Genomic DNA, 24,174 nt, shown 5'->3' with positions numbered 1-24,174 from the left:
TCGAACTGATCTCGGCACTTTAGGCTTTTGAATTTTGCTTGTCGCGCGTCCCGGTAAAAGAAGGGCTACAAGGAAAAGCTATCTTGCGCCACCCCACTCCCTCCACATTCCGAGAAAGGTATGCGCAGATCGGTCCGGCCTCAGGATCGGCAATCATCTAGATGGCGCACCCAGATGGCGTTTTTCGACGATCTGAACGGGTGATGCCCCATGTCCTTTTTGAATGACCATTTCCTGAAGCTTTGGTATATCCAGTCCGCAAAGCAGCCGCGGCCGTGGCAGTACCTAATGCGTCAGGAGGCGTGCATGCTCAACCAAAACATCGATCCTGCGCTTACCAGCGCATGCGATCTTGAGCCCATCCACATCCCGGGGGCAATACAAGCCCATGGCCTCATGCTGGTGTGCGACGCCTCTATGACGTGTATCGGCGTAGCAGGACGGCCCGAAAGGTTTCTTGCGTCTCCCGCGCTCGGTAAATCTCTATCCGAGGTTTTGGGTTTAGATTTAGAGGGGCTCGCCCATAAGCTCCGCGCCGGCGCTCTTTCGGTTCTCGGTCGCATCGAGGCGCCTTGCGGGCCACTCAATGCCGTGGCTTACCGGTCTGGAAACTATCTGGTTGTGGAACTTGATCGAGCAGAACGAGATACCGTACAGGCAGTGCCGTTCCTGGTCGAACTGGACGCCGCTTCCTCAGCCTTCGAGAAGACCAGCAAACTCGAGGAACTCTGCAAGGCCGCCGCTCAAGTCTTTCGGGAGATGACTGGTTTTGGACGCGTGATGGTCTACCAGTTTGTCGACGATGATGCCGGCGTGGTTGTCGGGGAAAGCATCGACAAGGATTCATCGAGTTTCATGAACCATTACTTCCCTGCTTCCGATATTCCCAGACAAGCGAGGGCACTTTATGTTCGCAACCGCGTCAGGGTTATTCCCGATGTCTCTTACGAACCACAGCCCATTCACTCGATCACAACGGACTTACGCGAACTCGATTTGAGCGATTCGACGCTACGAAGCGTATCTCCAGTCCATCTGCAGTATCTGCGCAACATGGGGGTTGCTGCCTCTGCATCCTTCTCAATTATTAAGGACGGGGTTCTCTGGGGGCTGATTGCCTGCCATCATCACGAACCGCGCGAAATTCCGTTGGCCGTGAGGATGGGCGGACAAGCGCTGTCCAACGCGCTGGCCAGGCAAATCCGCGCCAAGGAAGAGGCGGCCCAGTATCGCGAGCGCATTCGAAGCCGCTCGCAGGAAGATACAGTGATCTCCCTTCTTGGTAGTGATCGATCACTTGAAGACTTCTTCAGTGACGGTGGCGCGGAAATCGCCCGTCTTCTCGCGGCCGACGGATTTGCCGCGGTCCAGGGAACCGAGCTCTTTACCTATGGAGCTTGTCCGGATCCGATCGACGTGCGCGAGATCGCGAGCTACGCGCGCGTGCCGGCCGCCACGCAGCCGATCGCAACTGCAAGTCTGTCTCGCCTTTTCGAGGCGGCCATCGCATACCGGGATCGCGCCAGCGGCCTTCTTGCGGTGACGATGTCGACGGAAGTCCCGACAATTCTCATGTGGTTTCGGGCCGAACACGTGGAGGTTCTAAAGTGGGCCGGGAACCCGCATAAGGACGTGCCACTGGAAGCCGGTGCAACGCTGACACCGCGCGCGTCCTTCGAGGAATGGTCCGAGAGCGTCCGGGGAAGGGCGAGGCCGTGGAGTCACGCTGAAGAGGACGTTGCGTCGCGCATTGTCAAGCTTATGCTGGAGCATCGGAATAACCACCGCCTCCGCGAGCTCAATCGCGAGCTGACAACCACTTTGAAGGAAAATGAAAGCCTCCTCGTTCAAAAAGACTTCCTCATGAAGGAAGTCAATCACCGAGTACAGAATTCGCTGCAACTCGTATCAGCATTTCTAGGCATGCAAGGCCGTGCGACCGTTAACGACGAGGTCCGCGTCAGCTTGAACGAGGCTCAGAACCGTTTGAATGCGGTCGCTCTCGTGCATCGTCGGCTTTACCAGGACGGCAGCCTGGAAATCGTCGACCTCTCACGCTATCTCGAGAATCTCTTATCTGACATGTCCACAACGATGGACAGGAAATGGTCAGAAAGCCTCGATGTAGATTTGTCACCCATTCTGGTCTCTACCGATCGCGCAGTCAACATTGGCCTCGTGTTGACGGAACTTGTCATCAATGCACAAAAATATGCCTACGGCGGCGACGCGGGGCCGTTGCTGATCAAACTTGAACAGCACCGGAATTCGTTGCGTCTCATTGTCGCCGACCGCGGGAAGGGCAAGTTACCCAAGGGGAGGAGTGGCTTTGGAACCCGCATGCTTGCTGCGATCATTGATCGCCTTCAAGGGAGCATTGACGAGGAGCCAAATGGTCCAGGGCTGCGCGTTGTGGTGACTGCCCCGGTCAGGGCTCCTTGACAGACATTCAACCGGCGCGATGGATGTCTAAAAACTAGCCGTGCCCCTCGGACGTCCTGGTTGCACCTTGGCTCGGCGTTGAAGGCGCCCGGGTCGAACTTGGGAAGGTCGGGCTTGCATCCGAAGTTTTCTTGGAGCCGGTCCGTTCAACAACCGGTCGAGCTCGCGACACCTCGCATGGTAAAAAGGCCGAATCGGGGTGGACAATTCGCGCCCTTCCATGCGGCAGCTTGCCGGACAAACTCGATCATCGGTCACAAAAAGCAGCAACCATAGTTACAGCGAACAAAATTTTGATCCAGGCGTGACTGGGCACGTACATGCAAGTGGGAAGCGCCGGTGAGAAACAACGATGTTTGCAGGAACGGCATTAAAGCGTATGCCTCGCGTGCACGTGAGGAAGCAGAGCATGGAAGGCCAGGAGCCTGAAAACGATCAGACGAGATTGAAAAGACTGCTGGAGGCGGTGGCGCAGACGCGCGATCCTGCAGCATTTGAGGAGCTTTATAAGCATATTTACCCTCGGTTGCGATCGCATATGCGACGGCTCGCCAAGGATTTCGTGATTGCCGACGAGCTCGCCCAGGAGGTTATGCTTGCGGTATGGCGTAAAGCTGAACAGTACGATCCCGCGCGGGGTCAGGTATCGACTTGGGTCTTTAGGATTGCTCGCAACCTCTATATCGACTCTCTTAGGCGCCGGATGCCTGAGTTGGACGAGAATGATCCTGCCTTCGTCCCGCAAGAGGAGATTGCGGCCGATCGAGCGATTATTAATGCTCAGGACGCGCAGGCGTTGACCAGAGCACTTGGGTCTCTAAAGGATGAGCACCTTGAAGTCCTGCGGCTTTCATATTTCGAGGAAATGCCGCACTCCGCGATTTCTTCATTGCTAGGTATCCCGCTAGGGACAGTGAAATCAAGAATTCGAATGGCATGCGAGAAACTAAGATGGGCACTACAGCAGAGCCGATAATCCGACATCATCTCGAAGACGAGATGCTTATGCTCTATGCCGCCGGCAGGCTGTCCGAAGGCTGGAGTGTTGCTGTTGCGACACACCTTGCGCTTTGTCCCTCATGCCGTGGCCGCGTTGGGGTCTATGAGGCGATAGGCGGACACTTTCTGGACAATGAAGAGCCTATTGAGGACGATGATGCGGTTGCTGAGAGCTGGTCACGCCTAAAAAGCCGTATCGAAAATGAAGAGTTTCCCAACGTTGTGACACTTCGCCGGCCGGCAGGTGACAGGTTGCTACCGCAACCGCTTCGATCGTATGTCGATCGCGCTGGAGGGCTTAAATGGAAGACGCTGGGAACGGGCGGCGCCGCGCAGATGATCGTCCCAACCGAAGATAAAAGTACAACCGTGCGTCTGCTTCGTATCCCTGCAGGCCTGCCGGTCCCGGAGCATACGCATCGTGGCGACGAGCTCACTCTTGTGCTTGCTGGAAGTTTCTCGGACCAATTTGCGACGTTTAGACGTGGCGATGTGGAAATGGCTGATCCCGATGTGTTGCACACTCCGCGAGCCGGGCATGGACAAGACTGCATTTGCCTGGCGGTTACCGACGCACCACTGAAGTTTTCGAGCAGGCTACTGCGCTTGCTGCAGCCCCTCTTGGGTATCTAGACTAGCTCTATCGAACCAGTTGGAGTTCGGGCGGGAGCAATTCGAAAGGCGCGGCTGCATTTCGAAGACAGATTGCCAGGTTGGCCAATTTGTCTTCAGCAATAGCGGGTCTCCCGTGAAGGTTTCGCCGTTTGGAGGCGACAATCACGTGGTTCGGAACGAAGACCACTCGGCTGGCGTTCTGTCACATAAGTCGCAATTTCCCCCAGGAGCAAAGTGATGACGACAGCCACCCCTGTGCGCTACTCAGCGGATCTCGAACAGATCAACCCTAACGAGCAGGAAGTGGTCTCCGGTCTTAATGACGCCTTCGACGTCATTCTGAAACGGACTGCTGAGGACTATGGCCACGCCGTCCGGTCCGTGCATGCAAAGGCACACGGAATCCTTAAAGCCAAGATGATTGTCAGGGACAACCTACCTGCCGAACTCGCCCAGGGCCTTTTCTCGCGTTCGGGCAACTACGACGTCTATATGCGGATGTCGACGAATGCCGGCGACATTCTGCCCGACGCGATTGCACTTCCGCGCGGACTCGCCATGAAAGTCGTCGGCGTCGAAGGCCCGAGGCTTTCCGATGCGGCCGGCCGGCTCGACCCAGGACTTCGTGATGGTCAACGGTCCGGTTTTCCAGGCGCCGAATGCGGAAAAATTCCTCGGCAATCTGAAGATGCTCGCCAAGATAACAGACCGGATGGAAGGGACAAAGGAGGTACTCTCTAGCGTTCTCCAGACGGCCAATAAGGGTCTTGAGGCGGTCGGCATATCCAGCCCGGCCGTGCAGTCGCTCGGAGGTGCTCCGAATGTCGATCCGCTTGGCGAGACCTATTTCAGCGTTACGCCGTTTCGGTACGGCGACTATGTCGCTAAATTCCGGCTGAAGCCCGTATCGGTCGGCCTCACGGAATTGATGGGCCGCGAGATCGATACCAGCGTGAGCGAAAATGCTATCCGCGAGACGGTCCAGGCGGAGATGCGAGATATTCGCGCGCAATGGGAATTTCAGGTTCAGCTCTGTCGCAACATTGAAGATCAACCGATCGAAGACCCGACCGTCGAGTGGGACGAGACGGATGCGCCCTTCGTCACGGTCGCGATCGTTAGCGCCGGGCCGCAGGATAGCTGGAGCGACGAGAAAGTCGATGAGGTCGATGAGCGGATGCGCTTCAGCGTCTGGACGGGCTTGGCCGCCCACCAGCCGCTCGGCAACATCAATCGCGCGCGCAAGGCGCCTTACGAACATTCCGCCCAGTTCCGGCAGGGGTTCAACCGCTGTCCGATCCACGAGCCACGTTGAGCTTATTTCTAATTCGGGTCGCGCACATCGAAAGACCGGAGATACCAGCCATCCGCCAGATTGACGTTCGCGACCGGCTGCAAGGTGAGCAGACTCGCCCGGGCTTCAGGCCAAGCAGCAATCCGCCAACTCTGAAGAAGCAGAAATCCTCGCTCACGGCGCCCCAACCGTTCGCATTTTATTAAACATGTCGGCAAATACTCCGCTTCGAGGGGCAATCTAAATGTGGATACGCGAGTTCCTCTCGTGACCACGGAGCGGAGACTGCCATGTACCAACCTACGGTTCTCATCGTCGATGATGAATTCCTGATTCGGATGATGCTCGCCGACACCCTTCTCGACGAGGGCTACGATGTGGTCGAGGCTGCCAACGTCCTTGAAGCCGTGGCCGTCCTCGGACAACGGAAGATCGACGCCGTCATCACGGACGTCGACATGCCGGGCGGCCTGAGCGGTCTCGATCTCGCAAGGATGATTTCGACGAGCCACATGAACGTACCCGTCATCGTCGCTTCGGGCGGACATCGGCTCCAATCTGAAGAACTCCCCGGCGACACCGTATTCATACCTAAGCCATACGGCCTGGACGTCATTGCGGCTTTGGTCGGGGACATGACCGTGGGCACGGTACATAAGCTCGTGGGCTAGCAAGGGCACCGATCCTACTTGTCGGGAAGCCGACGTTCAGATCGCGTTGCGGTAGAACAGTTGTCCGTTACGGCCGCCGGGACAAACCCTTAATCGACGCATTACACCTCCTCCCGCGCAAAGAAGACTGTAGGAAGTCATGCAAAATGTCCGCAGCATTTTGAAAAAACACAATGAAAATACGGAAAATGGGAACCCATTCCTATCTGACCTGAAACGCATTCGTAAAATGTTCTAATGCCTAACGCGCAGAAATTGCTTAAATATTACCTGGTGCTTATGGAATGCGTTGCTATTGGCTTTCCCGGCACGATGTAATGCCAGTCGACTTTGTGATCCTTCGACCAGGCGAGGATCGCATTCGAGGTGAATTCCGTGCCGTAGCACATCGGGAATCTTGCTCTGACAGAGCCGGCGGCGCGCGTAGCCGTGTGTAGCGGAGCGCGCCGCCGGCGGTGGTCATGGCCGGTCAACAGGTCTCTAAAGTGAAGTTGTCGAGGCAACACTTTGGAGGCGACAAGCCATGACCAAATATCTTTCTACTCCCACAAACGCCGTGCTGGTAGCGATTGATATGTCGAAGCACCGTCAGGAGGTCCTTATCGAGCGGCCCGAAGGTGGCCGGCGCCGGCGTATGTCGGTGATGGCGACCAAGGATGACTATGATCGCACAGCCGCTCACCAGTCCCTGGATTGCCCGCCAAGCCTCGTCGAAAGGGGGCAGCCTGAGGAGCTGCCCCGCGCTTTTATCGCATCGACTTGAATGCCGCCCGTAGTTCTTCGGCGAACAGCTGCGGCTGTTCCCAGGCGGCGAAATGTCCACCCTTGGCGGCCTGATTGTAGTAGACCAGCGTCGGGTATGCCTGCTTGCTCCAACTTTCCGGTGCCTTGTAAATTTCCTTGGGAAAGGCCGTGATGGCAACCGGCACCTTGATGTCCCTGGTCTTCTGGGTCTCGGAGCTGAAGTTGTTGTTGTTGTTTTCCCAGTAGAAGCGGGACGACGATGCGCCGACGTTGTTGAGCCAATAGAGGGTGATGTCGTTGAGCATGTCGTCGCGAGATAGCACGCGTTCCGGCACCCCATCGCTATCGCTCCACTGAGCGAATTTTTCATAGATGAAAGACGCCAGACCAGCCGGCGAGTCAGACAGCGAGTATCCGATGGTCTGCGGACGGGTGACCATCATTGCGCCGTATGCAGCGTTCCTGCCAAAGAAAGTGCTCAGGGACTGGTAAGCCTCCTTTTCGTCGGGCGCGAGGGAGGCCGGTGCGGGGTCGCCTGCGTTGATGCCCTTCATCAGTTCGCCAGGAACGGTGGCGGGCATGTTCAGGTGAATGCCGCGAAGGCCTTCAGGGGCTTGGCGTGCCAGAGCATCGGAAATAACCGATCCATGGTCGCCGCCCTGCGAGACGTAATTCTTGTATCCGAGCCGCTTCATCAGGACGTCCCAGGCCCTGGCGACACGATCCGGACCCCAGCCCAGTTCCGTTGGCTTTCCGGAGAAGCCGTGGCCGGGGATCGAGGGAATCACCACATCGAAGGCATCTTCCGCCCGACCGGCGAACGCGGTGGGCTCGGTCAACGGGCCGATGGCCTTGATAAACTCGAATTGGGAGCCGGGCCAACCGTGCGTCAGGAGCAGGGGAAGGGCGTTCGGATGGCGCGAGCGAACATGGATGAACTGGATATCGACGCCGTCAATTGTGGTGATGAATTCCGGAAGGTCGTTCAGCTCCTTTTCAGCCTTCCGCCAATCATAATCGGTGCCCCAGTACCGAACCAGTTCCTGAACGCGTGCGAGCTGGATGCCCTGGGAGATGTCGCCGACGGTTTCCTTGTCCGGCCAACGGGTCTCGGCGATACGCTTGCGCATGTCGTCGAGCTGGGACTGTGGCACATCGATCTTGAAAGGGCGAATACTGTCGTCCGATGTCTTGTCGGCGGACGTCGTAGTGATTGGCTCGGCAGCCTTTGCATCCTGCAGGGCCACCACCGGCAGCAGCATGATCGAGCCCAGCGCAAATGCGAAAGCACGGCCGGTTGTCGAGTTTCGGCGGGACAATGTTCTGATAGCAGTCATGATGCCTCTCCTTGGGTTATGTCGTGGTGACGACACTTGGCGGAGGGGGTGTAGGGAACCGGCGTATCTGGCTTGTTTCTGAAAAATGCGAACTTGTATCGGGAACGTTGGTCACGGCTCTGAGATACGATTTGGTACAAGGTCTCAAAGATTTGAGGCCGTTGAAGTCCACTCCATGGACGAAGGCCTGGATTAGGCGCGAGTTCCGTCGTCAAACAGGCCAAATGCGCCGGGACGATCCTGTTGCTCGCCGTGCTGTCTCCACCTGCGAACGCGCAACAGGTCCGAGCCAGACCGATCTCGACGTAAGCCGAGCGTTGGAAATTGCGGCCAACGGGAATGCCCGTGATGTTGCAGGTTGAGGTCAATGTCACCTCCGCACCAAAGGCTAGTAAGGGGCGAGCATGCCCAAGCACTGCGTCCGCCATCTCCGCATGTCGGAACTCCAGATCCACGCTTGTCCCGAGACGAATGCGAGCTTGCTCTGGCATGGCCGATGATCCGCCGAGCACTGCAAATCTTTTGAACCTGGAACGACTTGTAGGACCTTTGCAGAGAGGAGGCCGGCCCCGGCCCCTATGTCGAACACCGTCAACTTGGCACAGGTCTGCCATTCTTGGTTAACTCCAGGGCGGTCCCGTAGAACTTATCGAAACAGGGGATCAACCGTCGGCGCAGGCTGTCGCACCCTTCGGCGTCACGAGAAAACAGAGTTGATGCTGCAGCGTCGTTCTTAATCATCCCAGGTTCCTCGATATCGTCTTGTTACTGGCCATGTTGTTGCCGGGTGATGCTCGGGTTGAGCGAGTAAGTGGCAGTAGCAATGCCCGTAGAAAGTATATGCCCCCTCATGGCCTTCGTGACTGTCTCGCCGTCGAACACACCACCGAGGCCGAGAGAAGGTACGTCCAGTGCGAACACTTGCAGTACGTACCGATGTGGGCGCTCATCATTCACTGGCGGGCAAGGGCCATCATAACCACCGTACGTCCCAGCCATTTCGGCGTCTGACGCGAGAAAGCTGGAATAGACGTTAGCGCCCCTGCGTCCGTGCGCTGTTTCGCCAACTGGTTTGCCGTGCGGAACCAGGCCCGCGCTTTCAATCCCTTCTGCAAGCGACCGCAGATCGGCGGGAATGTCTACGAGAACCCAATGAAAAACCGACACACGGGGATCATTGCGGTGGATCACGACGCCGGACTTGTTGATTTGGCTGAAGTCCTTCGGCACATCGGGGTCCGTCATCAGTAGGACGTAGGAGCGCGTGCCGCCCGGTCCTGCGGACCAGGTAACTGGTGGGCTGATGTTGTTTCCAGAGACAGTAGACGGCGCGCAAAAGGCGGCCTTGTCGGGCAAACGTCCAGCCTTGCCAAGACCAGGAATCGTGACCTTGAGGCCGATAATGTCGGATGATCCAGCCGCCGTTGTGGCAAACGCTGCAATGAAGGCAGCGCTCATTGTTCGCAGGTAGTGGTGCATAGTGGTTATCCTCACTGTTTCTATTGGTGAGGATACCGATGCGCCTGCGAAAATCTGGACCCGAACCGATCAGCTTTGGGCCGGATTCAGTCAGGCAGCCGCGTTTGTGACCTGTGTAACCGTACCTCTGACGGTGTCGCACCAAAGCGCTGCTGAAAGTGCTTCGAAAAGTGCGAACGAGATTGATAGCCAGTCGCCGCTAGCGCCTCGGCAACGGATGCGTCACGGTCGTTCAAGATGGTGAAGGCAGCTTTCATACGCTCATCTAGCAAAAGGTGCTCAAGCGAATGGCCCTCCGCGCTGAGGCGGCGGCGAAGGGTGGCCTCAGACATCGAGAATTCCGAAGAGACTGCTGCCGTGGTCCACGGGAAGTGCAGGCGGTGGCGAACGAGGAGACGCACAGCCTCCACCACTGAACCATCCACATATTTCGGCGTCAGCGAAATCGCGCCCTGCTCAGCCAGTATCAGCAGCACCTCAAGCAAGCGGTGCTCTGCGACCCTGCGGGAAACTCGCGTTTGATAAGACAGGGCTTCGGCCGCGTGGAGAAGTGCGGAGCAAAGGTCGTCTGTCAGCAGAGGCTCCCGTAATCGTAGCTCCTGGTTCACGAACTGTGGCCACAAGCGTGCGGCCTCTTTGATCAGAGCGCGATCAAAGCGCACGAAGAGGGCTCGATAAAAGCCGGATTTATGATCTGGTTCATTGACCACATCGACATGCTCGTTGGCATTGAGAATGAAGGCGTCGCCGCTTCGATAAATTCGGTGCTCGGTACCCGAGACAATGTCCTTAGTACCTTCCAGGAGCACGACGAGCCCCGCCGTAGGCATTACGAGACGGTTTAGCGTCTCGCGTACACGAGTGACGAAAGCGGAGATCACTGGAGGATGGCTTTCTCCCTCAACGGCTATGCGTGTGTCTTGCCTGGCAAGCTTGAGCAGCCTGCCCACGTCAGCTGTCTTGCTTGGCACAATCACTACTGCATCACTCATCGCATCTCCTTCTTCCCGAAGAGATTTACACCCGGGCGAAGGGCGAAAAAAGGGTGGTTCAGAGCGGTTCGGTGGGTTGTGGCGGAACGAATTTTAGGTTCGCGCCGATATTATCGAAGCCTATTGGTGGTTGGCATCCCATCCGCCCCTTGGAAATTTAGCCGCCGTGACACGAACCGTCAGCCGACATATCGTACAGTCTTTCTAGAAGTCTGATGGGTGTAACTCGGTTGTGGATGGAGCAACAATCTACGAGACGCCCCGCGAGTTGGCTATGCTTGTCGGGATGGCCTCGTATGGCGAGACAAAAATCCGTTTGTAACTTTGCCGGCTGGCAAAGATTGGCACGACATCGACCTGTGCCTTTGCGGCATCGATATCTCGGCTTCTCGGCGCGACTTGAATTCAGTGTGAACGGATGACAGCGGACTGGATGGAGCTGAAGATCGTTCGGTGATGTCGGATGTAGCCCTATTGCCGAGGAATTCGCACTGCTTATGCAGGAAGGCCCTGATTAGCCAGGGCCGTCTGATGTAGAGGAACGCCGCCGGTACGGCTATCCTTCGGCGGCCACTGTCATTTGACTGCGGAATTCCCACCATTCGCGTAAAGCGGTGAACCCATAACAAAGCTCGACATGGCAAGGAAGAGGGCGGCATTTGCGATTTCCTCGGGTTGTGAGATCCGTTTGATCGCGTGCAGCCGGGCCGCCCCAACGCCCTGGCAGCAGTAATCCGCCGTGATACCCTTCACCAGACCCATCAGGCCGCCTTGGCAGTGGCACCGGGGAGCCCGACGCTCGTGCCAACAACGCTCGATTTAAAGATGATGCTGCCGCCTCCAGTCTGATGCATCGCCGGAATTTAGATACGGCTAGCAAAGGAAAGCATACGTCAGCGTTGTCGAGACGGTATTGTGCCATTCCGTCAAGTCGACCTCGGCCAGCGGCTTTCGGGGGCCGATGAAAACCGCGTTGTTGAAGGCGATGGCTAACCGTCCGAAGGACTGATGCGCCAGTGCTACCAGCCTGTCATGTTGTCTCCGGCAGGCCGACGTCGCCAGGAACTGCATCAGCTGTCCCTGCTAGAGCACGAATGCTGTCGAACACATGGCCGAGCGCTGCTGTTTTTCTCCGATTAAGCACAACCGCCGCACCCTCGGCGCTGAACAGCAATGCGGCCGCGCGGCCGATACCTGACGATGCACCCGTGACAATAGCTACCTTGTTTACAAGCAACCCACTCGTGGCCTCCATTGTTGAAGGACGAAGGATATCAATGCTGGTGACCCTCGCCGTCACCCGTGTCATGCGGGACCGGAGACGGAGCGCCGCAAATCCTTCAATGACGCTGAGTGAGATTGGTCGACCGGCAGGTCGAACGTATTGTGGCCAGATGTCCTCGAAGACCGTGCGCTTTCGTACGAAATAAAATGAAAGCGGAACGTCTTCGCTGCCTGGTCATTCATCTTCTGAGATCGCGGCTGTGTCAACCGGACGCGACGGGGATGGTGAACGCAGCGGTTTTTCCGGTTTCTCGCTGCGGGCAACGAAACGCCAGGCGAGCACCCAACCTGTCCGACCGCGATCTCTACCTGTTCCTTAGGAAAACCGATTGGGGTGGCTTGTGCAAAGTGTTAATGAGAATGCAGAAGCTCCGCTTCTTCAGGCGATTGTCGAGTGGTTTAGCTTCTACTCGGTACCTTTCGAAGAAGAGGTAGCAAACGTTCTGTGTGATCGAGCCATTATGCTCTACAACCAAGGTGCCAGCGGTTCAGAAATCACCGAACACCTTCTCACACATTTTGTAGGCTTAGTTTCCACTAAAGCAAACGCGCCTACGTCTTCCGCACTTCATTAAGCGCACGGCGAGCGGCTCAGCGTTGATGTACGAGAAAGGTGGCCTTGCGCACGGTGCGCGAAACGGTCAGGCGCTCGGTCTCGCGCTGGCGCAGAAAGCGTTGAATCGGCGACGATGGCAGCATGATTGTTAATGACACAGCCACCCAATGGCTTCCACTTGTAGAATTCGCTGGGTAACCGCGAAGCGCAAAACGTTGCTATTACTCACACGGCAGAGCAGGTGTCGTCGGTGAATGGGCTCCCCGTAACAGCTTACCATTCCGTCGCTAACGTTGGCTTCCAATGCCCTCGGGAACCTCCAAGGTCTGGCCAAGTTTTCCCTCTCTAGGATGGAGTTGAAACAATGCTGAATTTAGTCACAGCGGTGATAGCGCTTTCACTTATGACAGCCAGTGTGGCCGGGGCGGAAAGCCTCCCGGACCAAGCTGGTCCCACTCCTGGCCCAAGTTCCTCTTCATCGTCTGTTGAGGGTGACATCACCAACCCGAGCGGTTTCGGCTCGGCCGCTGGTGCCCAGAAAGCTCCGGATGCGACGCCTGAGGACGAGAAGAAAACAAGGTGCGCCGATGTGAGCGGGTCTACAAACGATGAGCAAAAACGGGACTGCGTGCGGTAGCTTCGATACCGTGAATGGCCAAGGTGGACCTCGCCTGACTGGGGGACCGTACGCTGCCCGGCGCTCGAAACAGATTGCGGAGAGCGGTCTCCACGGCTTTGTCAGCCAGCCTTGCGAGACTTCAATTCCTTCTGGACTGACTTTTTCAGAGCATCCATTATGTTGACGACGTTGTCGGACTTTGTTTTGTCATCATCCCGGCTCTTTTCCGCTGTTTTCTTCGATGGCTTCTTAGCCTTCTTCTTCTCGGCGATGAGCTTCAACAAGCTTTCCTGGATTGGGTCGGACACCATCTCTGGCGACCAATTCTTGGTACGCTTCTTGATGACCTTTTCGAGCGCGTTGACACCCTCTGCGTCCGATTTCTTGTCGATACCGGTGAAATATTCGTTCTCAGGCCGAACTTCATCGCCATACCGCAGCGTCCAGACAACGATACCCTCGCCACGTGCCTCCAGTATAACGGCGCGCTCGCGGCGGCCGAGAACCACACGGGAGACACCGACAACATTCTGAGCTTTCATTGCTTCTCTAATAACGGCAAAGGCTTCGTCCCCGATCTTGTCGTTCGCGGTGAGATAGTAGGGGGTATCGAGATAAATCCATTCGATCTTGTCACGCGAAACGAATTTCTCGATATCGATGGTGCGCACGGTCTCTAGCTCGACGGATTCCAGGTCCTCGTCGGTGAGAATGACGTAGTCGTCTTCGCCGCGCTCGTATCCTTTGGCCTCGTCTTCGTCCTTGACCGGTTTGCCCGTCACGCTATCAATGTACTGGGAGACAACACGATTGCCGGTTCTTTCATTGAGGGTATGGAAGCGAACCTTCTCGCTTTCTGACGTCGCGGGCACCATTGCGACAGGGCAAGTAACGAGCGACAGTTTCAGGTAGCCTCTCCAATACGGACGACGCGGAGCCATTGTCAGCTTGCCTTCCTATGTGTGGTTTTGGACTTAGAAGAAGTGGTTGAAGATTTCTTCTTGCCAGAATTTGCGTTGGCTGCTTTCGGCTTCCCTGAGGAACCGCTGCCCATGCCGGCGCTCTCTCTTAAGGCCTTCAGGAGATCGTTGGGCTTCGAAACCTTTACCGGCTTAGGCTTCGGGAGCGATTTGCCCTCGGCCTTGGCCTTTACGAGCGCGGCTAGCGCAGTCTCATATCGGTCGTCAGTCTTGCCGGGATCGAAATCGCCAATTTTGGTTCCGATAATGTGTTTGGCCAAGTCGAGCATCTCCCCTTCGACCTTCACCTTCGCAACGTCCTTAAACGCTTCTTCAGAAGGTCGGACTTCATAGTCAAAATTCAGGGTAGTGGCGATCAACCCGCTTCCGTGCGGCCGAATTAACACGGTTCGCATGCGTCGGAACAAGACCGTCCTCGCGATCGCAGTGGAATTGGTCTTACTTAGTGCGTCTCGAATGCTGGTGAAAGCATCGTTTGCTTCCTCATCCGCCGGGACGAGGAAGTACGGTCTGTCGAAGTACACATCATCGACGTCGCCGCACGGAATGAAGGCCTCGGCTTCGAGCATCTTGTCCGATTCCGGCATCACTGCCGCAACTTCCTCCGGGTCGATCATAATGTACTCACCGTTCCCGGTCTCGAAACCTTTGACCTGCTGGTCACGTTCGACGACTTCTTCGGTTTCGCTGTCAATGAGCTCGCGCTTCAAGCGGTTGCCCGTCTTTCCATTGAGCATGTGGAAACTTATACGTTCCGAGGTCGACGCTGCCGTGTATAGTCCTACTGCGCAAGTCAGCTCGCCAACTTTGAGATGGCCTTTCCATTGAGCACGATGCGCAGTCATGTCGTTCTCCTGTTGATCCAGCTAAATCGTTCTATCGGTCTAGTTGTTCCGACCGCAGTGTGGCCATCTGCGCTCCTTTTCTTTATAACGTCGCAAGTCGGGAAAAGATCGGATTGGAACAAGTCGGTCCGATAATTGGCCTGCTTGGCCGGGCGCATGATGAGCATCTCTTCCTCGCGCACTGTTGCGCGGCATAATCCCATTCAAATTTACTATCCATTGAGCACCGTACGATGCGTCGGCCCGGTGTTGTTTCGGGATCAACTCCCCCGCGATATTGGCTGCCTGCGTGACGTCGACGATGACGTCGCGGCCTGGTCGTGCCAATCTTTGCCTCTGACCGAACCAGACTTCGTCGTCAAACGTGCCGACGTCAGCTTCGCAATTGATGGCCTTCGCGATGACGCTCCACCGCCCTGGGTGCGCGAGGCAGGGCATGCATATGAGCTGATCGAAAGCGATGCTGTCCCGTACGTCCGGTTGAAAAACGCCAAGGATCTTTTGCGCTACGCACGGCACGAAGCCGCATTGTCGGATCGCATCCGATTGCTCGCGGCTCTGGATGAGCATTCAAGCCTAACCGTTGCGGAAGCGCTGATGGTATTCCGTGAGACGAGCCCGTCGCGGGCTTAGCCTCGCTCTTCTTATAGCGCTTCATCACCTGGATCTGGACGACAGGTTTATTGGACTGGAAACGATAGTCGCCGTGAACCCCGGTAATTCATTAACACGATCGCAAATTACAGCGCCGCAATCGCGGTGGAGGGATAACTATGCCTATCGATCTCGCAGATTTGGCCATTACGTGGTCGGTCAAGAAGTTCGCACACTACCTTTGCATTTGATCGCTCCCTTGAACGCTCCCCAAGCTTCAAACTGGAAGGCGGCCCGCTGTTTGAGCAGCGCCAGCGCAGGTTCAACTCTCTGGAACCGAGTCGGAAGGGCGGGCTGGTCTGGAATACGTTTGCGGCGCGGCCGTGATCTGATCGGCGCATCGTCGTCTTTAAGGAGCGGCTTTGATTTCGGCGGCTTGCTCATCCTGCTTTATCGCGAGCACCTAGCGGTTGCTGAAAGCTTGGCGTGCGGGAACTTAGTTCTCAGATGATACTTCTATTCCTATCGAAGGAGGACGAAAATGTCAGGAAGCAAAAACAAAACCGTGACCGCAACCTTTGAAACGCGCGAAGCAGCGGACCTCGCGGTCGAGCATCTGGTGCAAAAGATCGGTATCGAGCGGACAGATGTGTTTGTTCAAGCCGCCGGTCGTCAGAATTCCTCGGGTGTTGAGGCCAGTGGTGGTGATGCTTCGTCCGCAAATGAAGATGGACGAGAAGACGCTACACTTAGTGGCGAGATCGAAGTCTCAGCGGACGTAGCTGATGATAAGATCACGACGCTCCATCGGACGTTTGGCGATCTAGGGGCGCTGCGTGTCACCGCCAAGTAATGTCGAAGCGCTGAAGATTCGAACGCGTCGTTGAATGGAGTAGGTCATGAACAAGGACCTGAAGAAGGGCGACCATGTCGTCTGGAAAACCAGCCAGGGTGAGACGACTGGGACCGTCGTCAAGAAGCAGACCAGCCCTACAAAAATCAAAGGTCACCAGATAAAAGCGTCCCGATCAGACCCGCAGGTCATCGTCGAGAGTTCGAAGACCGGAGCAAAAGCAGCTCATAAACCGAGCGCGCTCAAGAAGAAATCTTAATTCGAGTGGGGCGAGCTTACCGTTTCCTATCGCAGCGCGATCTAGCAGCGCAATCTCAGGCTTGAAGTAGAGTGTGACGACGGCGCCTGGTTCGGATCGGTCAGTGCAGGGTAGGTCTATTGCTCAAGCCGATGGAAAGTTTGGGGTGTATGCGCGAGCCCACCATCGTCAGTTGCTCGAACGCGTACTCCGCTATCGGCGCGATTGTTCTGCAAGGACCCGCTTCCCGTCTTCAGTCAAAATGAGAGTCGGTTCGCCGTTGAACGCAACCTCCCTCAGGAGAGATTTCTGCTCGAGTGCAGCGATGGCGCCTGACGGGATCCGCTTGTTGCCAACGAGCCAACCTCTATTTGACCGGTACTGACGGCGAAATCTCGCGATAGCCCCCAGGTTGTCGATAGCAGTTTTCGAAATGGACCCACCGTTTGACATGAGAAGGCTCCCAATTGAAGTTCTCTTTCTGTTCATGTGCGCATTCGAGTCATTGCTTTCAAGTGGCCGGTTATGGACGCGCATCGAACCACCGGCCGTGGAACCCTGTGAGCTCGCAAATGTTTGAGAGTACCGCGACATGCGCATGGCCGCCTCCTGCGTGAGCCTCGCTGCAGGTCGTCCAGACCAGAGCCCTCGGACCGCCACAGGACGAGCGCTTTGAAATCAACCGGCTGCGGCCTTGTGGAAAGGCCGCTTTCTGCATAGGTCAGTCAAATCGACTTCTCCTCGAAAGTGGCCAGAGCGAACAATGATCCTCACCCTTGACGCCGTTCGCAAATCATACCCATCCACTGAAGGGCCAATCGAGATCCTGAAAGGGATCAACCTTAGTGTATCGGCCCGTGAGAGCGTCGCTCTTACAGGAGAGTCTGGAAGCGGCAAAAGTACGCTCCTTCATCTGGCAGGCGGTCTCGATCGGGCAGACAGTGGCTCTGTTGTCATGGACGGCGACGATCTGAGCACATTCTCCGAGGACCAGCGGGCCCGATATCGAAGAACCAAGGTCGGCCTTGTATTTCAGCAGTTCAATCTCATTCCGTCCTTGACGGTCGCTGCAAATATATCCTTCCACGCGAAACTGGCGAAGCGACACGACAGCGTCTGGGAAAGGAAGCTGATCGAGGCCCTGGGATTGGAGCAGTACACTACCCGATACCCGGAACAGTTATCTGGAGGACAACAACAGCGCGTTGCGATAGGCCGAACCCTCGCTGCCAAGCCTCGGCTTATCCTTGCCGATGAACCGACCGGCAATCTGGACGAACAAACCGGTGACGCCGTACTTGATTTGATGCTTGATCTGGCGGGAAGCGCTGGATCGGCGCTGCTGCTTGTCACGCATTCGACCCGTTTAGCGGCTCGACTGGATCGTACCGTACTCCTTCGAGGCGGGAAGATTGCCGAATGAGCGTTCAAGCTTTCAGCGCCCTCCTGTCCCACTGGCGTCGGAAACCCTTGCAGCTCCTGACGCTGGTGATGGGTATCGCGCTCGCAACGGCACTGTGGTCCGGTGTGCAAGCGATCAATACCGAGGCAAGGGCAAGTTATGCTCGGGCGGCTTCGGTCTTAGAGCAGGGAGCGCTAGCGCAAATCGTGGCTAACGACGGCACCGGCATCTCCACGGAGATCTATGGGAAGATTCGGCGCTCAGGTCTCAAAGTCTCGCCGGTTATTGAAGGGATAGTGCGCCTTGAGACAGCCCGCATCCGGTTAATCGGCATAGACCCTTTGACCATGCCCCGAGATAGCCAAACGGTCGCCATTGAGAGCGGAAGCGAGCTCACGAGCTTCTTCGATCCGCGCGGGCAGCTTTTGGTGTCCAGCACCACAGCTGAACAGCTCCGTGGCAATACGGATATGAAAGTCCGGATTGACGCGAACGTGCCGGAGGGCGCAGCCTTCGTGGACATCGCTGTCGCAGATCGACTCTTGGACAAGCGCGGTCGGATCGATCGTCTCGTTGTTGCCCCGGAGCAAAGTCTAGCTGCCAGTTCCCTTGGCCAGTTCTCACCCGCGCTCGTTGTCCGCAGACCGGCGGAGCAACCGGATGTCGCGCGATTGACTGATAGTTTCCATCTGAACCTAACCGCTTTTGGTTTCTTGTCCTTTGTCGTCGGTCTTTTCATCGTCTACTCGGCAACAGGTCTTACGTTCGAGCAACGACGCGGCACATTTCGAGATCCCTTGGGATCTCTCTCCGTCAACTGACAGCGATGCTCGTTGTTGAGCTTTCGATGCTCGCTCTGGCATCTGGCGTGATCGGGGTCATACTGGGCTACGTGATTGCGTCGATTCTCATGCCGGGTGTCGCGGCCACCCTTCGAGGACTTTACGGGGCCAATGTCTCCGGGTCGCTCTCGATCCGCCCGGAGTGGTGGCTTGCTGGACTGGGTATAGCGCTTGCTGGGGCGGCGATTTCTTCCGCTCAAAGCCTCTACAGGGTCTGGAAGCTCCCAATTCTCGCCGCGGCGCAACCGCGAGCTTGGGCACGGGCGTCTGCGCGAGGACTGATGATCCAAGCAGGGGTTGGGGGGATACTTCTGTCACTTGCTGGCGCTTTAGCGCTGACCGCATCGGGCCTGGTGGCTGGTTTCGCGGTGTCAGGGTGCCTGTTGCTGGGCGCAGCACTCATGCTTCCGTCAGTTTTAGCAGCCGTATTGATCGGCATGCAGCGTTTGTCACGCAGCGCCATGACCGAATGGTTCTGGGCTGACACGCGTATTCAACTTCCCGGGTTGTCGCTGGCTTTGATGGCACTTTTGCTGGCGCTGTCGGCTAACATCGGCGTTGGCACCATGGTTTCCAGTTTCCGGCTGACGTTTACCGGGTGGCTCGATCAACGTCTCGCCGCCGAGCTTTACGTCACCGCCAAGGATGAAGACGAAGCGGCGAGGTTGCGGGCTTGGCTTCCCTCGCACTCGACCTCCGTCCTGCCAATCTGGAGCACTGAGGGCGATGTTGCAGGGGAGCAGATTCAGGTCTTTGGGGTCGCGGACGACCCGACCTACCACGAGCATTGGCCGCTGATCGCATCACAGGTTGGCGTCTGGGACACGATCGCAAAAGGTGAGGGTGCCCTCGTCAACGAGCAGATGTGGCGGGGCGGTGCGGCGAAATTAGGTGACGCACTAGCCATGCCCGGCGGCTGGAATGCAAAAGTCGTCGGAGTCTTCTCTGACTATGGAAACCCAAACGGGCAGGTCATCATCGGGATTGACGCTTTGACTGCTCCTTACCCGCAGGTCGCCAAGCTCCGATATGGCGTGCGTGTTTCTCCTAATAAATCGGGTGATCTGAAGCGACAATTGATCGAGGACTTCGGCCTCCCGGAGACTGCTGTCGTAGATCAAGCCGCGTTGAAGAGGCAATCGCGAGCGATTTTCGACCAGACATTCAAGGTTACTGATGCGCTAAACTTCCTCACCTTGGCCGTAGCCGGTTTCGCCATGTTCTCCAGTCTCCTGACCCTTTCCGCAATCCGGCTTCCCCAACTTGCGCCCGTCTGGGCGATGGGGTGCGTCGGCGTAATCCAGCTTTATATGAGGTCGCCCGAACGTTGGCGCTGTGGCTAGCTACGTTTATCGCGGCAATACCCGTCGGTCTTGTATTAGCGTGGGTGTTGCTGGCAATTGTGAATGTTGAAGCCTTTGGATGGCGGTTGCCGATGTACGTATTCCCCCTGGACTGGCTGTTGCTTGGTGCAATCGCCTTTCTTGCGGCGCTCGCTTCGGTGTTTCTTCCTGTCCGTCGCCTTGCGACGATAAATCCGGCCGATCTGCTTAGGATTTTTGCCAATGAGCGGTAGAGCAGCTGCTTTGATTTTGGTGGTCGCCGCCATGATGGGTTCAGCGGGAGAAACGCTAGGGCAAGGGTTCGCTGGATTAGGATCGGACGCCCAGGGCTTCGCTATTCCAGAGCGCGGCCATGAACTATCTTTTCCGAGAGATCATGGGGCGCATCCGGAGTATCGCATCGAATGGTGGTACGTCACTGCCAATCTCAAGGGGCAGGACGGCAAGCGATACGGAGCGCAGTGGACACTTTTCCGATCAGCACTCGCCCCGGAAAGCAAGGCTGGCTTCGCTGACCCTCAGATATGGATCGGACTTGCCGCTGTCACGACGCCCGACCACCAATACGTCGCGGAGCGGCTCGGCCGTGGCGGCGTGGGCCAAGCGGGGGTCAAGGCTGCGCCCTTCCGCGCCTGGATAGACGAATGGACAATGTCCGCCGTCGACAATTCCAGCTCCGATCCTTTGGCAAACCTCTCACTAAAAGCCGCTGGGCCAGACTTTAATTACGCTTTGAACCTCAAGGCAAACGGTCCGCTTGTGCTCCAGGGCGACAACGGGTTCTCGGTGAAGTCGGCAAGCGGCCAGGCGAGCTACTACTATTCTCAGCCGTTCTATGAAGTCTCCGGAACAATAGAGGTGTCGGGGAAGCCTATCACAGTGAGTGGCAATGCGTGGCTTGACAGGGAGTGGTCCTCGCAACCGCTGGCTTCGAACCAGACGGGGTGGGATTGGTTCTCGCTGCACTTGGCGAGCGGCGAGAAGCTGATGGCTTTTCGTCTCCGCGATGACAAGAACGGGTTTATCTCGGCAAACTGGATCTCTCCTGATGGGCGCACATTGCCGCTGACCGGAGACCAAGTTCGTCTCACCCCACTGCGGACCGCGACGGTCGATGGGAAGCAGGTCCCGGTGTCCTGGCGGATTGAGGTCCCGTCGAAATCGCTTGATGTTCAAACTCAGCCGGTGAACGATCAATCTTGGATGGCTACGTCCACGCCGTACTGGGAAGGCCCTATCTTTTTTGAAGGCTATACCACAGGCGTAGGTTATCTCGAGATGACAGGGTACGAGTAGGCGGTCAGCGAGGTCCGTAACGGCCAGTGTCGAGCCAATAATGGCGATAGACCGGCGGATGCCCCCTGAGGGTACGTTGTGTTTTGGGAAACGGTTGCAGTAGGTCGGGTTCTCGATGCCCGGGGCGCGCCAGATAGTCGCGAGCTGTTCAAATCCGAGTGATCGCCGTATGCGACACTTGCAAAACAAACGATTGCGCGTAAATAGATTGTGCACAATCAAATAGGAGAGTGACCATGTTCAAAGAAGTTTTCACCGCAGCAGCATTGACCGTTGGCTTGGCGTTTGGTGCCCATGCTGCAGATAAGCCCACGGTGGTGCTAGTCCACGGAGCGTTTGCTGACGCCTCTAGCTGGAATGGAGTGATCACTCGGTTGGAGAAGGACGGGTATCCCGTTGTTGCAGTCGCCAATCCGTTGAGAAGCGTGAAGGGCGACGGCGATTACGTCCGCAAGGTACTGGCAGGCCTTAAGACCAACGTGGTTCTCGTAGGCCACTCATACGGTGGGTCGGTCATCAACGAGGCAGCCAAGGGCAGCTCAAACGTGAAGTCATTGGTCTTCGTCGCCGCATTTGCGCCTGACGTTGGCGAAACAGCACTCGCTCTTTCGGGGAAGTTCCCCGGTAGCACGCTGGCACCGACACTCGCAGAGCCCGTTTCCCTGGATGATGGATCGAAAGATCTCTACATCCAGCAGGATAAGTTTCACGACCAGTTTGCCGCTGATGTCTCGGCAAGTGAAGGTAAACTGATGGCTGCTACCCAGCGACCGATCGCCGACAAGGCACTCGGCGAGGCTTCGACTGTCGCAAGCTGGCAGACGGTCCCCTCCTGGTTTGTATATGGTGACGCGGACAAGAACATCCCACCTGAGGCGCTGGGCTGGATGGCAGAACGAGCTCACTCCAAAGAGACGGTCGTGGTGAAGGGCGCGTCCCATGTCGTAATGGTCTCCCACCCTGAGAAGGTAGCGAAAGTCATCGAAGACGCAGCCGCTGGTAAGTGATTGTTATTGGCGGCTGCTCAGGCAGCCGCTTTCAGCTCAACAGGGTTTCTTCAACGGAGGCCGGCGGCCCGGGCTTTTGGGTTCGGCGCACGACTTGGGGAAACACTATAGCGCGGGTGGTCGGGGCAGGGCGTCACCCGTCGCGCCTCCCTACTTCGGAAATCCGTCCGTCGTAATGGACGTTACGGTGACGACAGCGCGCTCAAGGATGCGCTTGCTCCTGTCACGGTGCCTGGCACCTTCGAGACAGGCGAATGATCGATCCACCTTTATTGGGCGGATTCCGCCGAGCTGCGGCCGCTGGATGATCCACGGATTGCAATGGCGATCGAGGTTCTGGACCGGACGGGGAAAACGCCGGTGATAGCCCAGGAGGGACGAGATACCAGAAGGATACGCGATCCTGGCACGGCAAGGCTTGGACGGCCGCTCGAATTTAACGCTAGTTTCAATAATGGGTTGCGCATACCGTTGCCGAGGCCATAGCGAACGCATTGCCCAATGCTGAGCAGGTTGCTGATCGCTGGCATCTAATGGAAAATTCCAGTCGAGCCTTCCTCGATACAGTCAGCAAGACGATGCGACAGATCAGGCAGGCGGTCGGCAGCAATGTTGTTGCTCCCAAGCTTCTCACATACGCTGAAAAGCTGCAGTATGAAGGGTATCTACGCCGCCAGGAAACGAACGAGGCGGTTCGTGAGCTGTCGAAGAATGGAACATCAATTCGGCAGATTGTGCGGCAAACCGCCCATAGCCGAAAGCTCTTTCGCGTTTCAAGGGGGCAGCGTCTCGACGTATTCCGAACACGGCCCAGCTCTCTGGATCGCTGGCTGCCTTGGCTCACAACCGCTGAGAAGAAGGGGCACGTAACGCGCTTCGGCACTCTGGCGTGAACTGAAGACGAAGGGCTTTACGGGACAGAGTGGCGTCGTATCGAAATGGGCTCAACGCCGTCGTCTTGCGGAAAAGGCTAATCAGAGCGGGCTCGCCAGAACGCCATCGGCACGTGTCATCGCTCGGCTCATGACCACCGCGCGCGATGACCTTGCAAAGTCCGAAGCGATCCTCGTCGCGGCGATCGAAGTGAACGTCCCGGACCTTGTGGTTGCCCGCACGGTCATCGGGGACTTCCAGTCCATGATCCGCTCGAAGACTGCGCGTAAGCTGGACGAATGGCTGGAAGCTGCCAGGAGCAGCTTGGTCGGATCGTTTGCCGCGGGCATTGGAAAGGACCTCGATGCCGTCAGAAATGCAATTATCTCACCTTGGTCGAACGGCCAAACAGAAGGTCAGATCACACGCTTGATGCTCATCAAGCGCCAGATGTACGGAAGAGCAAAACTCGATCTGCTGCAGGCGCGGTTGATAGGCGCGTCGTAGGGGCTGCACATCAGCAAAAGTGCGTCAGAGCCAACTCTCAGCGCAAATCGACAGCGGCGGGGTATCTGTAAGGGTGCGGGATCGTCATGTCGGTCTCCTGATGTCTTCAGGAGTTTTTGGGAGCCGCCTGCAAGAAAGAAGCGCTGGTTCGGTTCGAAGAGGTCGACAGGTGCCGTTTTTGAGCTAGGGCTTATATCCTATAAGTGTAGCGCGTCCTTGAGCCGTACATAAAGTTCCATAAGATAGATTATGCGATACATCCTTGTAGCCACAAAGTTAGAATGTCCTGTTTCTGCAAAGTTGGAATGTCACACTCCCCGGATCTGAAGGATGCGTGGGAGATTGCAGATGGGATTGATAGC

The 24,174-nt window shown here is 56.8% G+C and carries 20 protein-coding genes and 3 pseudogenes; 16 read left to right on the top strand and 7 right to left on the bottom strand.

Annotated elements, in window-relative coordinates; genetic code table 11:
• Positions 1-210: 210 nt before the first annotated feature.
• The 7 genes from ACQZ5H_RS21325 to ACQZ5H_RS21295 all read left to right on the top strand — a co-directional run bounded on the left by ACQZ5H_RS21325 (position 211) and on the right by ACQZ5H_RS21295 (position 6,784).
• A complete protein-coding gene (locus ACQZ5H_RS21325) occupies positions 211-2,442 on the top strand; it encodes a histidine kinase dimerization/phosphoacceptor domain -containing protein (RefSeq protein ID WP_354541172.1) in 2,232 nt (743 codons plus the stop codon).
• 409 nt (positions 2,443-2,851) lie between these two features.
• Positions 2,852-3,418 (top strand): RNA polymerase sigma factor, encoded by a 567-nt coding sequence (locus ACQZ5H_RS21320; RefSeq protein WP_165402643.1) that lies wholly within the window; start codon positions 2,852-2,854, stop codon positions 3,416-3,418.
• Complete coding sequence (locus ACQZ5H_RS21315) at positions 3,394-4,074, top strand: ChrR family anti-sigma-E factor (RefSeq protein WP_130279511.1); 681 nt, start codon at positions 3,394-3,396, stop codon at positions 4,072-4,074. Before ACQZ5H_RS21320 ends, ACQZ5H_RS21315 begins: the two co-directional genes overlap by 25 nt.
• 219 nt (positions 4,075-4,293) lie before the next feature.
• Positions 4,294-4,797 carry a hypothetical protein gene (locus ACQZ5H_RS21310; protein ID WP_449098985.1) on the top strand — a complete coding sequence of 168 codons (504 nt, stop codon included), beginning with the start codon at positions 4,294-4,296 and terminating at the stop codon, positions 4,795-4,797.
• Positions 4,769-5,371, top strand: coding sequence for a hypothetical protein (locus tag ACQZ5H_RS21305; protein WP_449098984.1), 603 nt, complete (start codon positions 4,769-4,771; stop codon positions 5,369-5,371). Before ACQZ5H_RS21310 ends, ACQZ5H_RS21305 begins: the two co-directional genes overlap by 29 nt.
• 269 nt (positions 5,372-5,640) lie before the next feature.
• The gene (locus ACQZ5H_RS21300) at positions 5,641-6,021 is read left to right on the top strand and encodes a response regulator (RefSeq protein WP_203431561.1); all 381 of its coding nucleotides are present in this window, start codon (positions 5,641-5,643) and stop codon (positions 6,019-6,021) included.
• A 523-nt stretch (positions 6,022-6,544) separates the two neighbouring features.
• Positions 6,545-6,784, top strand: a complete 240-nt coding sequence (locus tag ACQZ5H_RS21295) for a hypothetical protein (protein WP_449098983.1) — start codon at positions 6,545-6,547, stop codon at positions 6,782-6,784.
• Here the strand turns inward: ACQZ5H_RS21295 and ACQZ5H_RS21290 are convergent.
• From ACQZ5H_RS21290 to ku (ACQZ5H_RS21265), 6 genes and pseudogenes are all read right to left on the bottom strand, one after another.
• The gene (locus tag ACQZ5H_RS21290; protein ID WP_449098982.1) at positions 6,768-8,027 is read right to left on the bottom strand and encodes an epoxide hydrolase family protein; all 1,260 of its coding nucleotides are present in this window, start codon (positions 8,025-8,027) and stop codon (positions 6,768-6,770) included. The genes ACQZ5H_RS21295 and ACQZ5H_RS21290 overlap by 17 nt on opposite strands.
• An 840-nt stretch (positions 8,028-8,867) precedes the next feature.
• Entirely contained in the window at positions 8,868-9,581 is a 714-nt protein-coding gene (locus tag ACQZ5H_RS21285; protein ID WP_130279508.1) for a YbhB/YbcL family Raf kinase inhibitor-like protein, read from the bottom strand.
• Positions 9,582-9,667: 86 nt separating this feature from the next.
• The gene (locus tag ACQZ5H_RS21280) at positions 9,668-10,573 is read right to left on the bottom strand and encodes a helix-turn-helix transcriptional regulator (RefSeq protein WP_203431560.1); all 906 of its coding nucleotides are present in this window, start codon (positions 10,571-10,573) and stop codon (positions 9,668-9,670) included.
• A 576-nt stretch (positions 10,574-11,149) separates the two neighbouring features.
• Positions 11,150-11,828 (bottom strand): annotated as a pseudogene (locus tag ACQZ5H_RS21275) (SDR family NAD(P)-dependent oxidoreductase).
• Between the two features lie 1,323 nt (positions 11,829-13,151).
• Positions 13,152-13,973: a non-homologous end joining protein Ku gene (gene ku / locus ACQZ5H_RS21270; RefSeq protein WP_130279506.1), complete on the bottom strand. Its 822-nt coding sequence runs from the start codon at positions 13,971-13,973 to the stop codon at positions 13,152-13,154.
• Between the two features lie 2 nt (positions 13,974-13,975).
• Positions 13,976-14,857, bottom strand: a complete 882-nt coding sequence (ku, locus tag ACQZ5H_RS21265; protein WP_203431558.1) for a non-homologous end joining protein Ku — start codon at positions 14,855-14,857, stop codon at positions 13,976-13,978.
• 156 nt (positions 14,858-15,013) lie between these two features.
• Between ku (ACQZ5H_RS21265) and ACQZ5H_RS21260 the strand changes: the two genes are divergently transcribed.
• The gene (locus ACQZ5H_RS21260; RefSeq protein ID WP_449098981.1) at positions 15,014-15,490 is read left to right on the top strand and encodes a hypothetical protein; all 477 of its coding nucleotides are present in this window, start codon (positions 15,014-15,016) and stop codon (positions 15,488-15,490) included.
• A gap of 261 nt (positions 15,491-15,751) precedes the next feature.
• Here ACQZ5H_RS21260 and ACQZ5H_RS21255 read toward each other — a convergent pair.
• Positions 15,752-15,895: pseudogene (locus ACQZ5H_RS21255) on the bottom strand (non-homologous end-joining DNA ligase); the annotation flags it as partial.
• 97 nt (positions 15,896-15,992) lie between these two features.
• Between ACQZ5H_RS21255 and ACQZ5H_RS21250 the strand changes: the two are divergent.
• The 8 genes and pseudogenes from ACQZ5H_RS21250 to ACQZ5H_RS21215 all read left to right on the top strand — a co-directional run bounded on the left by ACQZ5H_RS21250 (position 15,993) and on the right by ACQZ5H_RS21215 (position 23,812).
• Positions 15,993-16,304, top strand: a complete 312-nt coding sequence (locus tag ACQZ5H_RS21250; RefSeq protein ID WP_449098980.1) for a hypothetical protein — start codon at positions 15,993-15,995, stop codon at positions 16,302-16,304.
• 46 nt (positions 16,305-16,350) lie between these two features.
• Positions 16,351-16,563: a DUF2945 domain-containing protein gene (locus tag ACQZ5H_RS21245; RefSeq protein WP_449098979.1), complete on the top strand. Its 213-nt coding sequence runs from the start codon at positions 16,351-16,353 to the stop codon at positions 16,561-16,563.
• A gap of 742 nt (positions 16,564-17,305) precedes the next feature.
• On the top strand, positions 17,306-17,965 hold the full coding sequence (locus tag ACQZ5H_RS21240) for an ABC transporter ATP-binding protein (RefSeq protein ID WP_112716129.1): 660 nt from the start codon (positions 17,306-17,308) through the stop codon (positions 17,963-17,965).
• Positions 17,962-20,362, top strand: a pseudogene (locus tag ACQZ5H_RS21235) (ABC transporter permease). The gene ACQZ5H_RS21240 and the pseudogene ACQZ5H_RS21235 overlap by 4 nt, the downstream one beginning before the upstream one ends.
• Positions 20,352-21,425, top strand: a complete 1,074-nt coding sequence (locus tag ACQZ5H_RS21230; RefSeq protein WP_449098978.1) for a lipocalin-like domain-containing protein — start codon at positions 20,352-20,354, stop codon at positions 21,423-21,425. Before ACQZ5H_RS21235 ends, ACQZ5H_RS21230 begins: the two are co-directional and overlap by 11 nt.
• 236 nt (positions 21,426-21,661) lie before the next feature.
• Positions 21,662-22,432: an alpha/beta fold hydrolase gene (locus tag ACQZ5H_RS21225; RefSeq protein ID WP_148195155.1), complete on the top strand. Its 771-nt coding sequence runs from the start codon at positions 21,662-21,664 to the stop codon at positions 22,430-22,432.
• A gap of 494 nt (positions 22,433-22,926) precedes the next feature.
• Positions 22,927-23,325, top strand: coding sequence for a hypothetical protein (locus tag ACQZ5H_RS21220; RefSeq protein WP_165402641.1), 399 nt, complete (start codon positions 22,927-22,929; stop codon positions 23,323-23,325).
• A 1-nt stretch (position 23,326) separates the two neighbouring features.
• Positions 23,327-23,812 (top strand): transposase, encoded by a 486-nt coding sequence (locus ACQZ5H_RS21215; RefSeq protein WP_203431624.1) that lies wholly within the window; start codon positions 23,327-23,329, stop codon positions 23,810-23,812.
• Positions 23,813-24,174 lie beyond the last annotated feature (362 nt).

The sequence above is a fragment of the Rhizobium sp. 21-4511-3d genome (assembly GCF_053522545.1).
This window is presented reverse-complemented; position numbering and strand designations above follow the sequence as displayed.